Origin of the sequence: Paraburkholderia sp. J69-1, assembly GCF_905220255.1 — a bacterium.
GTDB lineage: Bacteria > Pseudomonadota > Gammaproteobacteria > Burkholderiales > Burkholderiaceae > Paraburkholderia.
The window spans coordinates 239,551-253,607 of the sequence record NZ_CAJMZG010000011.1; the positions used below are offsets into that span (position 1 = coordinate 239,551).

Here is a 14,057-nt window from a genome sequence, read left to right on the forward strand (position 1 = left end):
CTCCTGTCGTTTTACGTCGGTCGTGGATTCGGCTTGAACGGCACAGTGTACGGCAATCTGCCGTTATGCGAACGATCGTGCGTTTATTTTCATCGGCGCGTTGTCTTTATGCGTGTAGGAACAAGCCGCTTGCGCTGTCGTAAAATGCGCCGCCAGCACTAGTGCAGAGGCGCTCTCCCTGTCGTTCGTCTGCCTTCTTTCCTCGGTTACAATCGGCTGATGCGAATACTACTCAGCAACGACGACGGCTATCTCGCGCCCGGCATTGCGGCTCTTTACGAAGCGCTCAAGCCGCTTGGCGAGATCACGGTCATGGCGCCCGAGCAGAACTGCAGCGCCGCTTCGAACTCGCTCACGCTTTCGCGGCCGCTTTCGGTGCTGCGCTCGACGAGCACCGGCTTCTACTACGTCAACGGCACGCCCACGGATTCGGTGCATATCGCGCTCACGGGCATGCTCGACCATCGGCCCGATCTGGTCGTGTCCGGTATCAACAACGGCCAGAACATGGGCGAGGACACGCTGTATTCGGGTACCGTCGCGGCTGCGACTGAAGGCATCATGTTCGGCGTGCCGGCCATCGCGTTTTCGCTGGTCGACAAGGACTGGGTGCACCTCGATTCGGCCGCGCGCGTCGCCGCCGATATCGTCGCGCATTACCTCGCCAATCCGCTGCCGGGCAACCCGTTGCTGAACGTCAATATTCCGAACCTGCCTTACGAGGAGATGGGCGAGTGGCGCGTCACGCGCCTCGGCAAGCGCCATCCTTCGCAGCCGGTGATCCGCCAGACCAATCCGCGCGGCGAACCGATTTACTGGATCGGCCCCTCGGGCAGCGCGCGCGACGCGAGCGAGGGCACGGACTTCCATGCGGTGTCGAACGGCCAGGTGTCGATCACGCCGCTGCAACTCGACCTCACGCATACGCAGATGTTGCCGGCGACGCACGAATGGGTGCGTCAAGGCGGCGGCGATTCATGACGGGCGAGCGCACCAGGCGTTTTCCACTCGGCCTCGCGGACCTCGTGCGCGAGCCGCGTCGTCGCGACGATGTGCGTCCCGGCGAACCGCGCGGTACGCCGTCGGGCAAGCCGGTAGTCAAGCCAGCTTCGAAGCCGATGGCAAAACCGGCCTTGAAGACCGCGCTGAAGGGCACGGCAAATGCTCAGTCGCCTGGCGCGCGTTCGTCCGTTGCGGGTGTGCCGGGCACGGCCGGCGTCGTCAAGGCTGCGAAGGCGCCTGGCATGCCGCATACGGCGGCGTCGCCTGCGCGCAAGTCCGCAGCACCGCGCGCCGATCTTTCCGGCCGCGCCGCCCAAACGTTTTCGCCTGCCGCATCGATCAATCCGGTCAGCAACCGGAACGCGCAAACGCGCGCCGCCGCCGCGCCGCGCGCGGGCGCGCCGGGCGTGGCGCTCAATGGTGCGCTGGCGCTGACTTCGGAACGGGTTCGCGAACGTATGGTCGAACGCCTGCGTGCGAACGGCGTGACCGATCCGCGCGTGCTGCAGGCGCTGGCGAACGTGCCGCGCCACATGTTCGTCGACCCCGGCCTCGCGGCCCAGGCCTACGAAGATGCGGCGTTGCCCATCGGCCACCACCAGACGATTTCAAAGCCTTCGGTGGTCGCCCGCATGCTGGAACTCGCGGGCGCGGGCCGCGAACTGGAACGCGTGCTAGAGATCGGTACGGGCTGCGGCTATCAGGCCGCGGTGCTGAGCCAGATTGCACGCGATGTGTATTCGATTGAACGCATCAAGCCGTTATACGAGCGCGCAAAGACGAACCTGCGGCCGCTGCGCATCCCGAACATCCGCTTGCATTACGGCGACGGACGGCTCGGTATGCCGTCGGCGGCGCCGTTCGACGCAATCGTGATTGCTGCTGCCGGCTTCGAAGTGCCGCAGGCGCTGCTTGAGCAACTCGCCATCGGCGGGCGGCTCGTGGCGCCGGTCGCGGAGCAGGATGAAGCGACCCAGGTGCTCACGCTCGTCGAGCGTACGGGCCCTGCGCAGTGGCGGGAGTCGCGGCTTGATCGCGTTTTCTTTGTCCCCTTAAAATCCGGAGTGATCTGAAACCGATGAGTATGTTGCGCGCGATGCAAAGAAAACGCCTGAATATCGACCTGACCACAGCCCAACGTAGTGCTTCGGTTATCGCGCTCTGTCTGCTGACGGCCTGCGCGACGCGTCTGGATAACGCGCCCGTGGTGGACCGCACCTCGGCGCTCGGCACGGCCGGCGGACAGCCGCCGGTGCCGCTCGGCCCGCCGCCTCCGGGATATTACCGGGTGAAGCCGGGCGATACTCTCTATAGGATTGCGCTCGAAAACGGTCAGAACTATCGCGATATTGCGACGTGGAACAACCTCGCCAATCCGAACCAGATCGAAGTGGATCAGCTGCTGCGCGTCGTGCCGCCGGGCGCGAGCAACGCCGCTGCCTACACGCCGGGCGTCGTCACCGCGCCGGTGCCGGGCATGGCGTCGTCGGGCGCGCAGCCTGGCGCGGCCATGCCGCCGATGATCGGTTCGGGTGTGAACGCGGGTTCCATGCCGCAGGCCGCCGTGCCGCCGCAAGCGAGCGGCAGCGACATGAGCGCTGCGCCCGCCGGCAGCATTGCGTTGGCGTGGCCGGTACGCGGTCCGATGCTCAATGGCTTCGACGACACGAAGAACAAGGGCGTCAATATCGGCGGTGCGCCGGGCGAGGCCGTGAAGGCCGCCGGCGACGGCCGTGTGGTTTATGCCGGAAATGGGCTGCGCGGTTACGGCAATCTCATTATCATCAAGCATGACGCGACGTTTTTGACCGCGTACGCACATAACCGTGCTTTGATGGTAAAAGAGGGAGATGCGGTCACCAAGGGCCAGAAAATCGCCGAAATGGGCAATACTGACTCGGACCGCGTGATGCTGCATTTCGAAGTACGCCGTCAGGGCAAGCCCGTCGACCCACTGAAGTACTTGCCGCCGCAATAAAGCGAGCCGACCATGCCGAAATCGAAGCGCCGCCTGCAGCAATCCGAGTCTGACAGTCAAGCCGCCCAGGTTTCGGTGGAGGACGGCGCTGCGCCCGTCGAGGAGGAAGAGCTCGACGGCGCGCGCGATCAGGACGACCGCGAGGACCGCGACGGCGGATCGGAAGAGGGTGGCGAGCGCGAAGGCGAAGCCGCTGCCGAAGCGCCGTCCGACGCGGACGACTTCCGCGCCATCCTGCAGGCCGAACTCACGGCCGACACCATCCAGCATTATCTGAACCGGATCAGCGTCAAGCCGCTGCTCACCGTCGAGGAAGAGCAGCGCTATTCGCGTCTGGCCAAAGCCGGCGAGTTCGAGGCGCGTCAGGTCATGATCGAGCGCAATTTGCGTCTCGTCGTGTCGATCGCCAAGGGTTATCTGAATCGCGGCGTGCCACTGCTCGATCTGATCGAGGAAGGCAATCTCGGCCTGATGCACGCGATCGAGAAGTTCGATCCTACGCGCGGCTTCCGTTTTTCGACTTACGCGACCTGGTGGATACGTCAGAGTATCGAACGCGCGATCATGAACCAGGCGCGCACGGTGCGCCTGCCGGTGCACGTGATCCGCGAACTCAACCAGGTGCTGCGCGCCAAACGCCATCTGGAAAAGAATTCGCTGAACGCCAATGCGGCTTCCGAGCGCCGCGACGCGAGCATCGACGATATCGCCTATCTCACGGGCAAGACCACCGAGGAAGTCACCGACATCCTCGCGCTCAACGAGCATACGGCCTCGCTCGACGCGCCGCTCGATCTCGACCCGGCGAGCAGCCTGCTCGACCTGTTGTCGGACGATCAAAGCCAGTCGCCGGACGCCGAGGTGCAGCATCGCGAGCTGGAAACGCTCACGCGCGCGTGGCTCGGGCGTCTGTCGGACAAGCATCGTCATGTCATCGAACGGCGCTTTGGCCTGAACCATATCGAACCGGCCACGCTCGAAGAACTGGCCGACGAAATGGGCCTCACCCGCGAGCGCGTGCGGCAGATCCAGCAGGAAGCGCTGGTGCGCCTCAAGCGCTTTTTCGCCTCGAACGGCGTGCGCAAGGACGCCGTTCTCTAATCCATACGCCGGTGACGCCGGCGTTTATCTGAATGACCGTACCTGTACTCGTATTCGACATCGAGACCATTCCCGATGTCGACGGCATTCGCCGTCTCGAAGATCTGCCCGCCACGCTGAGCGACGCCGAAGTGGCCGAACACGCATTCGCCGCGCGCCGCGAGAAAACCGGCAGCGATTTCCTGCCGCATCATCTGCAACGCGTCGCCGCGATTTCCTGCGTGTTTCGCGACGGGCAGGGCTTTCGCGTGCGCTCGCTCGGCACGCCCGAGGACGGCGAGGCGAAGCTGATCGACTCGTTCTATCGCACCATCGAAAAGTACACGCCGCAGCTCGTGTCGTGGAACGGCGGCGGTTTCGATCTGCCGGTGCTGCACTATCGCGCGCTCGTGCACGGCATCCGCGCGGTGCGTTACTGGGATCTGGGCGAGGAAGACCGCGAGTTCAAGTGGAATAACTACATCAGCCGCTATCACTCGCGTCACACCGATCTGATGGACCTGCTGGCGATGTACCAGCCGCGCGCGAGCGCGCCGCTCGATGCGCTCGCGAAGCTGTGCGGTTTTCCGGGCAAGCTCGGCATGGACGGCGGCCAGGTGTGGACGCAGTTCCAGCAGGGCCAGATCGAGGAAATCCGCAACTACTGCGAAACCGACGTGGTCAACACGTATCTGCTCTATTGCCGCTTCCAGAAGATGCGCGGCGGTTTCACCGAGCGCGAATATGACGACGAGATCACCTTCGTGAAGCAGACGCTCGCGGGCGAATCGGCGCCGCACTGGGCCGAATATCTGAAGGCGTTCGCCGACGCGGAATAAGCGCGTTTTCGGGTTGTGTCTGCGTGTGGCGGTTAGCCGAGTTCGAGCACGATCGGCTGATGATCCGAAACCTGCGTCATGACGTCGATTTCGCAGCGCGCGAGCCGGCCGCGCAGGTCTTCGGTGACGAACACAAAGTCGCAGCTTAGCGGCCCGTCAGACCATTGGAGCGTGTCGTAGATGCCCGCCGTGGGTGGCGGCGTCGCGCCGGGCTGCAGCGTCGTCCAGGCGTCGATAAAGGCCGGGCTGCCCGCGAGCGGATCGAGCATGCGCGCATAGGCGGCGCTGCCCCAGGCGCTGTTGAAATCCCCGCAGACAATCGCACTGACCGGCCGCGCGGTGCGCGCGAAGGGACCCGCATCGTTTTCGGCGGGCGCGGGTTGCGCTGCGTGAGCGGCGGCTTCCTGCTGGAGACGCCGCAGTTCGTCCACCTGCGCGAGCCGCTGGCGCTCCGAATAAAACTCCAGATGCGTGACGAGTACGCGCAGTGCGCCGCCCGGCACATCGAGCACCGCTTCGAGCGCGACGCGCTGCATCGACGGAGCAGACGGATCGGCCGGCCAGGGCAGCAGATGACGGAACACTTGCGCGACCGGCAGGCGCGTGGCGAGCGCATTGCCGAACTGGCGGCGCGCGCTGCGCTTGCCATCGCTTGCGGCCGGCAAATCTGTGCCGATTGCTTCGATGACCGTGAAACCCGGCAGCAGGGCGGACAGTTCGGCGAACTGGTTGTCACCCGGGCCGCCCGGCAGCGAATGAAAGCCCCGCGTGATTTCCTGCAGGCACAGCACGTCGAAATCGGCGAGACGCTGCGCTTCGCGCACGGTGCGCGCGAGATCCACGATGCCGTTCGCATCGCGGCCCCACTGAACATTCCAGCTAACGAGTTTCATGGCGGTCCGTCGCAAACAGGTAGCGCGCGGCGGACGGCCGGAAGGTGGGATCGGCTTATCGGCGCGTCGTCGCGTAGTCCGATGCACTATAGGTTATGCCGCGGCTGTCGGAGCCGCGCGTGACTTCGAGATTGCAGGTGCCACGTTCGGCGGCGGCGACGGCCTGATTGCGGAAGTAGACCGCGAAAAGCACATCGCCGTATTTGCCGAGCGCATACTGGTAGCACTCGTTGCCATTGGCGCCACGCACGCGGTCCGGCGGCCCAATGCGGGCAATGACGTCGTTCTGCGCCATGCCGCGCGTCACGCGGGCCATGGAGACTTCGGGCGCCGGCGTGGGCGAAGACATACAGGCGCTCAGGCCCAGGGCCGCCGACAGGAGCGCGGCGCTAACGACTTTGTTCATGCTGTTTCCCGGATTCGTGATGAAGGGCTTACCTGTACGCGAGCGGCTGGACGATGCCAATCGGACGGTTCCCAAAACCACTACCAGGGATTCCGAAACGTTAAAGCGTCGTAAATCAAGCGCGGGATGTGCGGTTGGGTTCAGTCGAACACCAGCCGTACAACGAGGTAAAGAAGTCCGATCATCAATATCGGGCTGCCGATCAGTGCGGCAGCGACGATATACGACTGGCGCCGGGCGGCGCGGTCGCGCGGTAGCGCTTCGAGAAGCGGCGCAAGAAAGACCACGGCGACGCACAGCGCGCCGAGGGCGATCACAAAGCCGGTAGTGGAAAAAAGCGTGTCCATGATGTCGGGTTCCTGGCGGCGGCCGAACTGGGCACGTCGCGAAACACATCGTACTGTCGGACGGCGTCGATGTAGATCGGAATCTTCCGAAAGCGCGACAGCGTGTTGGCGATCGGCGTTCTCGCAACATGCGCAAGTGCGCGCGGGGAAGTGTGCGCCGAATCGACTACAATCTCGCCTTCGTTTAAAAAATCCACCCCCCACTGTCTGTCAGGAATCCGCTGGTGTCCCAAGCTGCCCCCGACCCTCAAGCCGACGCCGAGCGCGCCGAAATTGGCCGTGCCGAAGCCGGCCGCGCCGATGCTGGCCGCGCCGAAAACGTTGCGGCCCTGCCCACGCCCGCCAAAAAGCGCAGCAAGCGCGAGCGCCGCGCCGAAAAGCGCGCCGCTGTCGAGGCATCGGTTGCTCATGCCCCGATTCTCGAAATCGAATCGCTCGATATGGAGGCGCGCGGCGTCGGCCGTACTGTCACCGAAACGGGCGAACCGGGCAAGGTGATCTTCGTCGAGGGCGCGCTGCCGGGCGAGCGCGTCACCTATTCGAGCTATCGCAAGAAGCCGACCTTCGAGCAGGCCCAGGTCGTCAGCGTGCTGCGCGAAAGCGCGATCCGCACCAAGCCGCAATGCCAGTTTTTCGGCACCTGCGGCGGCTGCTCGATGCAGCATCTGGACGTGCGTGCGCAGATCGCCGTCAAGCAACGTGTGCTCGAAGACAATCTTTCGCATATCTCGAAGGTACGTTCGGAAACGATGTTCCGGCCGATCCACGGACCGTCCTGGGGCTATCGCTATCGCGCGCGCCTGACCGTGCGCAATGTGCCGAAGAAGGGCGGCGTGCTCGTGGGTTTCCACGAGCGCAAGAGCAGCTATGTGGCCGATATGACGAGCTGCGAAGTGCTGCCGCCCAATGTGTCGGCGATGCTGGTGCCGCTGCGCGAGCTGGTGGGCGCGCTGTCGATCAGCGATCGCATGCCGCAGATCGAGCTGGCTGTCGGTTCGAGCGTCACGGCGCTGGTGCTGCGTATTCTCGAGCCGCTGACCGCCGCGGACGAAGATCTGCTGCGCGCCTTCGCGGATCAGCACAACGTACAGTTCTGGCTGCAGCCCAAGGGGCCGGATTCGGTGTTCCCGTTCTATCCGCTCGACAAGCCGCTCGACTACACGCTGCCGGAATTCGACATCCGCATGCCGTTCAAGCCGACCGACTTCACCCAGGTCAATCACCAGATCAACCGGGTGCTCGTGGGCCGTGCGCTGCGTCTGCTCGCGCCGGAAGCGGGCGATCGCGTGCTCGACCTGTTCTGCGGCATCGGCAACTTCACGCTGCCGCTCGCGCGCCTGTCGCGCGAAGTGGTGGGCATCGAGGGCAGCGAACAGCTGACGACGCGGGCGCTCGAAAACGCGCGCGCCAATGGCGTGGACGGTCATACGTCGTTCGCCTGCCGCAATCTGTTCGAAGTCACCGCCGACGATATCCGCGCGCTCGGTCATTTCGACAAGTACCTGATCGACCCGCCGCGCGAAGGCGCGTTCGCCGTGTCGCAGGCGCTGGCCGAAATCGCGAAGAGCGGCGATGGTCCGCTGCCCAAGCGCATCGTGTATGTCTCGTGCAGCCCGGGTACGCTGGCGCGCGACGCTGGTGTGCTGGTCAACGAAGCGGGTTATCGCCTCAAGGGCGCGGGCGTGGTCAACATGTTCCCGCATACCTCGCACGTCGAGTCGATCGCGCTGTTCGAACGCGACTGAGGCGTAACTGAGACGCCCCCAGGCACGACTGCCCGACGCTTCAGCGCCGGGTAGCCTGAAATACGCCGTAACGACGACATAAAAAAACGCCACGGAAATTATTCCGTGGCGTTTTGTTTTTGACCGCTTTTTGACGGCATTGAGCGCCCGCTGGACGCTCAATCCGGCATTACCAGATCTGCCACCAGGACTTTTCTTCCTTGCCCGGGCGTGCGTGACCCGTGATGTACGGGCTGTCCGGGAAGGTCGCAGCCAGCACGCGACGGGTGTCGTCGGCGAGTTGCGGCTGGTTCAGCTTCTGGTACGACAGGATCATGATGTGCAGCGCGTCTTCGATCGCCGGAGCGCTCTTGTACTCGGTGATCGCGAGCTGCGCGCGGTTGATGGCCGCCACGTAGGCGCCGCGACGATAGTAGTAATCGGCAGCGTGCACTTCGTGCGAAGCCAGCGCATTGACGATGTAGCGCATACGCTGTGCGGCGTCCGGCGCGTACTTGCTCTGCGGCGACTTGTCGACCACGACCTTGAACGCGTCATACGACTCGCGCAGGGACTTCGGATCGCGCTCGCTCATGTCCTGGCCCGAGAAGCGGCCGAACAGACCCAGATCGTCGTTGAAGTGGATCATGCCCTTGAGGTAGTACGCGTAGGCGATGTCCGGGTGATCCGGGTGCAGCTGGATGAAGCGATTGATCGCCTGGTCGGCGGCATCGTTCTCGTTGTCCTTCCAGTCGCAGTAGGCGACGTTGATCTGCGCCTGTTGTGCGAAGTGGCCGAACGGGTCGCGACCTTCGAGCTGTTCGAAGTATTTCGCGCACTTACCCCAATCGCCACCGGAGAGCGCGTCCTGAGCCTCCGTATATAATTTGTTGTTGTTCCACGTTGCCGTTTCGTCGGTCTTTTCCGGCAGGCCGTGGCAGGCAGCCACTAGCGTGAGCGCCGCGCCGCAAGTAGCAATGCGAATGACGTTGCCGATCTTGCCGAGCGTGTGCATTTGCGCTGCGCGCGTTGCGGTTCGGGCCACTGCATATTGGGCCGGTTTCGTAATCGTGTTCAAGGCTCGCATTTATCCCAGTCCAGCTTCAGGTCCACAGGTGACCCAGACTCAATGACCCGTTCAGTTATTCCGGGGGCCGGCGCTCCCGGCGCCCAAAACAGCATCAGCGATTATAGCCTGGGCGATGTGCCCGATGACGCAGCAGCCAATGAGGCGCTTGACGACGACCTTACCGGCGCTGACTTTGTCCCCATCGCAGGCGGTGCGCCGCGCACCCGTGTCGCGCGCGAAGACCAGGAAGCACGCCGCGCCGAAGTGCCCGACGAGCTTGCCGGCGAGCGTCTCGACAAGGTGCTCGCCAGGGTCTTTCCCGAATTTTCTCGTAACCGCCTGCAAGGCTGGATCGAGGCGCAGCGCGTGCACGTCGACGGCAAGCCCGCCAAGGTGCGCCAGCCGGTGCCGCTGGGCGCCGTGATCGAACTCGTGCCCGATCTGCTGCCCGAGCAGCTGGCGTTCACGCCCGAGCCGGTGCCGCTCGACATCATCTACGAAGACGAGGCGATCCTCGTCATCAACAAGCCCGCCGGAATGGTCGTGCATCCGGCCGCCGGCAACTGGAGCGGCACGATCCTCAACGGTCTGCTGCACCGCTACGGCGAAGCGGCCGCCGGCCTGCCGCGCGCGGGCATCGTGCACCGGCTCGACAAGGAAACTTCCGGCCTGATGGTGGTGGCACGTACGCTCGAAGCGCAGACCGATCTCGTGCGCCAGTTGCAGGCGCGCACGGTCAAGCGCCGCTATCTCGCGCTGGTGTGGGGCAATATGCCCGACGAAGGCACGATCGACGCGCCGATCGGCCGCGATCCGCGCGACCGCGTGCGCATGGCCGTGGTGAGCGGTGCGTCGGGCAAACCGGCGCGCACGCATTACCGCCGTATCGACAAGACGATGTGGCACAACCAGCCGATCAGCGCGATTCACTGCGATCTCGAAACCGGCCGCACGCACCAGATTCGCGTGCATTGCGCGCATATCCGCCATCCGCTGCTGGGCGACCCGGTCTATGGACACGCGCGCGGCAAGCGCTCGGTGGCGGCGCTGCCCGGAGATTTCGCGCGCCAGGCGCTGCATGCGTGGCGTCTTGGCCTGATCCACCCGGTCACGGGCCGCCCGATGCAATGGCGCGCCGAAGTGCCGGACGACATGGATGCGCTGATCGAGGCGCTCGGTTTCGGCAAGGAGAACGAGGAGGATTTCGCCTTCGACGAGATGTTCGACAGCGCGTACACCGACGAAGGCTACGTGATCGGCAGCGATGAAGGCGATTACGCCGACGACGAAGACGACGATCAGGACGAGCACGACGGCGATCACGAAGACGACGAGGACAAGCCTGCATGACGACCTGCCCGCAACTGACTTCCGCCGATCTGCTGCACCCCGAATGGGACGTTGCGCCGCGCGTGCGCGCGATCGTGACGACGCGCAACGGCGGTGTGAGCGTGGGCCCGTTCGGCCGCTGGCAGGCCGCCGGGAACGGTGAGGGCGGCGGCGAGTTGCCGTGCGGTCTGAATCTGGGCCGCTCGTCGGGCGACGATCTCGACCATGTCGAGGCCAATCGCGCGCGTCTGCTGGACTACGCGGGCGTGCCGGCCGCGTGGCTCAAGCAGATCCACGGCCCGATCGTGGTGGATGCCGTGCAGGCGCTCGCAGCGGCGCGCACGGGCACGCCGCTCGAAGCCGACGCGAGCGTGACCGATCAGCCCGGCATCGCCTGCACGGTGATGGTCGCCGACTGCATGCCGGTGCTGATCTGCGACGGCGCGGGCCGGGCGGTCGGTGCCGCGCACGCGGGCTGGCGTGGTCTCGCCGCAGGCGTGATCGAGAAGACCGCGCAGCGCGTTGCTGCGCTCGCGGGATGCGCCACGAGCGAATTGCACGCGTATCTCGGACCGGCCATCGGCCCGACGGCTTTCGAAGTGGGGACAGACGTGCGTGACGCGTTCATGACTCACGCGGCGGCTGTCGGTGGCGCACAACGCGCCGCAACCGATGCCGCCTTCGTGCCGCGCCCCGAAGCGGCCGGCAAATATCTCGCCGATCTCGGTGCGCTCGCGCGTCTGCGTCTGGGCGAACTGGGCGTTACCCGCATCAGCGGCGGCGGCATGTGCACCTATACCGATCGCGAACGCTTTTATTCGTATCGCCGCGAACCCGTGACCGGCCGCCTGGCTGCGCTCATCTGGCTCGAACCCTGAGCGTTTCGCGGACGCTGTTCGCTGCGGGGCACACGCCTCCAGGCCGTCCGATCGCCGTGTTTTTGCTGCGCCGCACCGTGGGCTGCAAAGTACGGCCGCTCATGCGCCGTGAATCGATTCGGCGCGCTCCTCATTGCACTGCAAGCACTTGCGCGCATGGCGGTTTTTCCGCCGTGCGTCGCTTGCCTGCGCACACCTCTGTGACATGAGTCAGCGCGCATCGGGAAAACGATAATAAAAAAAATATCGCAGTGCGGCAAAATCGGGCACAAGCATTGACACGCTTTGCAGTGGGGAGCAAGAATGTCCTTTCACCTACGGGACAGGACGCACCGGGCGCAAGGCAGTGGCGCGCCAAGCGCGTTCCACCTGCCTCTCAACCAGTCCCTCGGGACACATCGGTAAAAAGCAGGCATGACGGCATCTCAACGCTCTACGACAGCCCCAGGTGCGGGCGCTTCAACCGACGGTGCACAGTCTTTCATTCCGAATTTCACGCCGGACGCCGCCGGCATGCAGCAAATGCTCGATGCGTGGACGCAGGCCTGGCGTAATGCCATGAATGCTGCGCAACAAACGGGCGCGCAGCAGTGGGGCCAGGCAACCGGGCAACCGGGCGCGTTCTGGCCTGGCATGCCGGCCATGAACGGCGCGGCGAATCCTGCCGAAGCCGTTCAGGCTGCGCAGGCTGCATTCGGTGCCGCGATGAATCCGGCGGCGATGCAATCGGCGCTCGGTCAGTTCGGCAATCTCGGTCAACTCGGCAATTTCGCCCATCTCGGCGGCGGCATGGACGCGTTCAAGGTGCCCAGCGCTTCCATCGAGCCGGGCCGGCTCCAGCATCTGCAAGCCGAATATTCGCGCGATGCCATGGAACTGCTGCGCGAAGCGTCGGCCGCGCAGCCCAAATCGCCCGAACTCAAGGATCGCCGCTTCAGCTCGGATGCGTGGAAAGCCACGCCAGCCTACGCCTTCACGGCGGCCTGGTATCTGTTGAACGCGCGCTATCTGCACGAGATGGTCGATGCCATCGACACCGATCCGAAAACGCGCGAGCGTATCCGTTTCGCCGTGCAGCAGTGGACGGCGGCGGCTTCGCCCAGCAACTTCCTCGCGCTGAACCCCGACGCGCAGAGCGCCTTGCTCGAAAGCCACGGCGAAAGCCTGCGCCAGGGCGTGATGAACCTGCTCGGCGACATGTCGCGCGGCAAGATCTCGCAAACCGACGAATCGCGTTTCGTCGTGGGCCGCAATCTGGCGACCACCGAAGGCTCGGTGGTATTCGAGAACGAACTGTTCCAGCTGATCCAGTACAAGCCGCGCACGGCGACCGTGCGCGAGCGTCCGCTGCTGATCGTGCCGCCCTGCATCAACAAGTTCTACATCCTCGACCTGCAGCCCGAGAATTCGCTCGTCGCTTACGCGCTGGAGCAGGGCCAGCAGGTGTTCCTCGTCTCCTGGCATAACGGCGATGCGTCGATTGCCGACAAATCCTGGGACGATTACATCGAAGACGGCGTGCTGCGCGCGATCGACACCACGCGCAGCATCAGCGGGCGCGAGCAGATCAATACGCTCGGCTTCTGCGTGGGCGGTACGCTGCTGGCCACGGCGCTGTCGGTGGCGGCGGCGCGCGGCGAGCACCCGGTTGCATCGATGACGCTGCTCACGGCAATGCTCGATTTTTCCGATACGGGCGTGCTCGACGTGTTCGTCGACGAGGCGCACGTGCAGATGCGCGAGCAGACCATCGGCGGCAAGAATGGCGGCACGCCGGGCCTGATGCGTGGCATGGAGTTCGCCAACACCTTCTCGTTCCTGCGTCCGAACGATCTGGTCTGGAACTACGTCGTCGACAATTACCTCAAGGGCCGCACGCCCGCCGCGTTCGATCTGCTCTACTGGAACAGCGACTCGACGAGCCTGCCGGGCCCGATGTATGCGTGGTATCTGCGCAATACGTATCTGGAAAACAAGCTGCGCGAGCCGGGCGCGCTGACCGTGTGCGGCGAGGAAGTCGATCTTTCGCGTATCGACGTGCCGACGTTCATCTACGGCTCGCGTGAAGACCATATCGTGCCGTGGCGCACGGCGTATGCGTCGGTGCCGCTGCTGTCGGGGCCGCTGAAGTTCGTGCTGGGCGCGTCGGGCCATATTGCCGGCGTGATCAATCCGGCGTCGAAGAACAAGCGCAGCCACTGGACCTTCGATACCGAAGCGAAACATCTGCCCGAGGAAGCCGACGACTGGTTCGACGCCGCCGAGGAAAAGCCGGGCAGCTGGTGGCCGACGTGGGCCGAATGGCTCGATCAGTTCGGTGGCAAGAAGGTCAAGCCGCGCGCTCAGGCGGGTTCGGCGGAATTCCCCGAAATCGAGCCTGCGCCGGGACGTTACGTGCAGCAGCGCGAGTGACGGCGGCTACGCACATCGAAGTGAAAAGCGCAGCAACAGGTTTGGGTTTTTAACTTGACGGGCAAGCATCTCTTGCGACTTCGCGCAGCCCGGAGGAACA

At 64.6% G+C, this 14,057-nt stretch carries 13 protein-coding genes; 9 read left to right on the top strand and 4 right to left on the bottom strand.

The window, feature by feature from the left end:
• Positions 1 to 219 precede the first annotated feature (219 nt).
• Genes surE through U5A67_RS21965 form a run of 5 tightly spaced genes read left to right on the top strand, consistent with a single transcriptional unit; the run spans position 220 to position 4,899 of the window.
• On the top strand, positions 220 to 981 hold the full coding sequence (gene surE, locus U5A67_RS21945; protein ID WP_321815842.1) for a 5'/3'-nucleotidase SurE: 762 nt from the start codon (positions 220 to 222) through the stop codon (positions 979 to 981).
• The gene (locus U5A67_RS21950; RefSeq protein ID WP_321815843.1) at positions 978 to 2,075 is read left to right on the top strand and encodes a protein-L-isoaspartate(D-aspartate) O-methyltransferase; all 1,098 of its coding nucleotides are present in this window, start codon (positions 978 to 980) and stop codon (positions 2,073 to 2,075) included. The genes surE and U5A67_RS21950 overlap by 4 nt, the downstream gene beginning before the upstream one ends.
• A 5-nt stretch (positions 2,076 to 2,080) precedes the next feature.
• A complete protein-coding gene (locus U5A67_RS21955) occupies positions 2,081 to 2,980 on the top strand; it encodes a peptidoglycan DD-metalloendopeptidase family protein (RefSeq protein ID WP_321815844.1) in 900 nt (299 codons plus the stop codon).
• Positions 2,981 to 2,992: 12 nt separating this feature from the next.
• Complete coding sequence (gene rpoS, locus U5A67_RS21960) at positions 2,993 to 4,081, top strand: RNA polymerase sigma factor RpoS (RefSeq protein WP_205983984.1); 1,089 nt, start codon at positions 2,993 to 2,995, stop codon at positions 4,079 to 4,081.
• Between the two features lie 32 nt (positions 4,082 to 4,113).
• Positions 4,114 to 4,899: a 3'-5' exonuclease gene (locus U5A67_RS21965; RefSeq protein WP_321815845.1), complete on the top strand. Its 786-nt coding sequence runs from the start codon at positions 4,114 to 4,116 to the stop codon at positions 4,897 to 4,899.
• Positions 4,900 to 4,931: 32 nt separating this feature from the next.
• Here the strand turns inward: U5A67_RS21965 and U5A67_RS21970 are convergent, their stop codons facing one another.
• The 3 genes from U5A67_RS21970 to U5A67_RS21980 all read right to left on the bottom strand — a co-directional run bounded on the left by U5A67_RS21970 (position 4,932) and on the right by U5A67_RS21980 (position 6,545).
• Positions 4,932 to 5,792 carry an endonuclease/exonuclease/phosphatase family protein gene (locus U5A67_RS21970; RefSeq protein WP_321815846.1) on the bottom strand — a complete coding sequence of 287 codons (861 nt, stop codon included), beginning with the start codon at positions 5,790 to 5,792 and terminating at the stop codon, positions 4,932 to 4,934.
• 55 nt (positions 5,793 to 5,847) lie between these two features.
• On the bottom strand, positions 5,848 to 6,198 hold the full coding sequence (locus U5A67_RS21975; protein ID WP_321815847.1) for a hypothetical protein: 351 nt from the start codon (positions 6,196 to 6,198) through the stop codon (positions 5,848 to 5,850).
• 140 nt (positions 6,199 to 6,338) lie between these two features.
• Positions 6,339 to 6,545 (bottom strand): hypothetical protein, encoded by a 207-nt coding sequence (locus U5A67_RS21980; RefSeq protein WP_205983988.1) that lies wholly within the window; start codon positions 6,543 to 6,545, stop codon positions 6,339 to 6,341.
• A gap of 329 nt (positions 6,546 to 6,874) precedes the next feature.
• On the opposite strand from U5A67_RS21980, the gene rlmD reads away from it, so the two are divergent.
• Positions 6,875 to 8,290, top strand: a complete 1,416-nt coding sequence (gene rlmD / locus U5A67_RS21985; RefSeq protein ID WP_205984000.1) for a 23S rRNA (uracil(1939)-C(5))-methyltransferase RlmD — start codon at positions 6,875 to 6,877, stop codon at positions 8,288 to 8,290.
• A 169-nt stretch (positions 8,291 to 8,459) separates the two neighbouring features.
• Here rlmD and U5A67_RS21990 read toward each other — a convergent pair whose 3' ends face one another.
• A complete protein-coding gene (locus tag U5A67_RS21990; RefSeq protein WP_241023522.1) occupies positions 8,460 to 9,284 on the bottom strand; it encodes an outer membrane protein assembly factor BamD in 825 nt (274 codons plus the stop codon).
• A gap of 114 nt (positions 9,285 to 9,398) precedes the next feature.
• Between U5A67_RS21990 and U5A67_RS21995 the strand changes: the two genes are divergently transcribed.
• The 3 genes from U5A67_RS21995 to phaC all read left to right on the top strand — a co-directional run bounded on the left by U5A67_RS21995 (position 9,399) and on the right by phaC (position 13,957).
• Complete coding sequence (locus U5A67_RS21995; protein WP_321815849.1) at positions 9,399 to 10,688, top strand: RluA family pseudouridine synthase; 1,290 nt, start codon at positions 9,399 to 9,401, stop codon at positions 10,686 to 10,688.
• Positions 10,685 to 11,545 (top strand): peptidoglycan editing factor PgeF, encoded by an 861-nt coding sequence (pgeF, locus tag U5A67_RS22000; RefSeq protein WP_321815850.1) that lies wholly within the window; start codon positions 10,685 to 10,687, stop codon positions 11,543 to 11,545. The genes U5A67_RS21995 and pgeF overlap by 4 nt, the downstream gene beginning before the upstream one ends.
• Before the next feature lie 414 nt (positions 11,546 to 11,959).
• Entirely contained in the window at positions 11,960 to 13,957 is a 1,998-nt protein-coding gene (gene phaC, locus U5A67_RS22005; protein ID WP_415767896.1) for a class I poly(R)-hydroxyalkanoic acid synthase, read from the top strand.
• Positions 13,958 to 14,057: the final 100 nt, after the last annotated feature.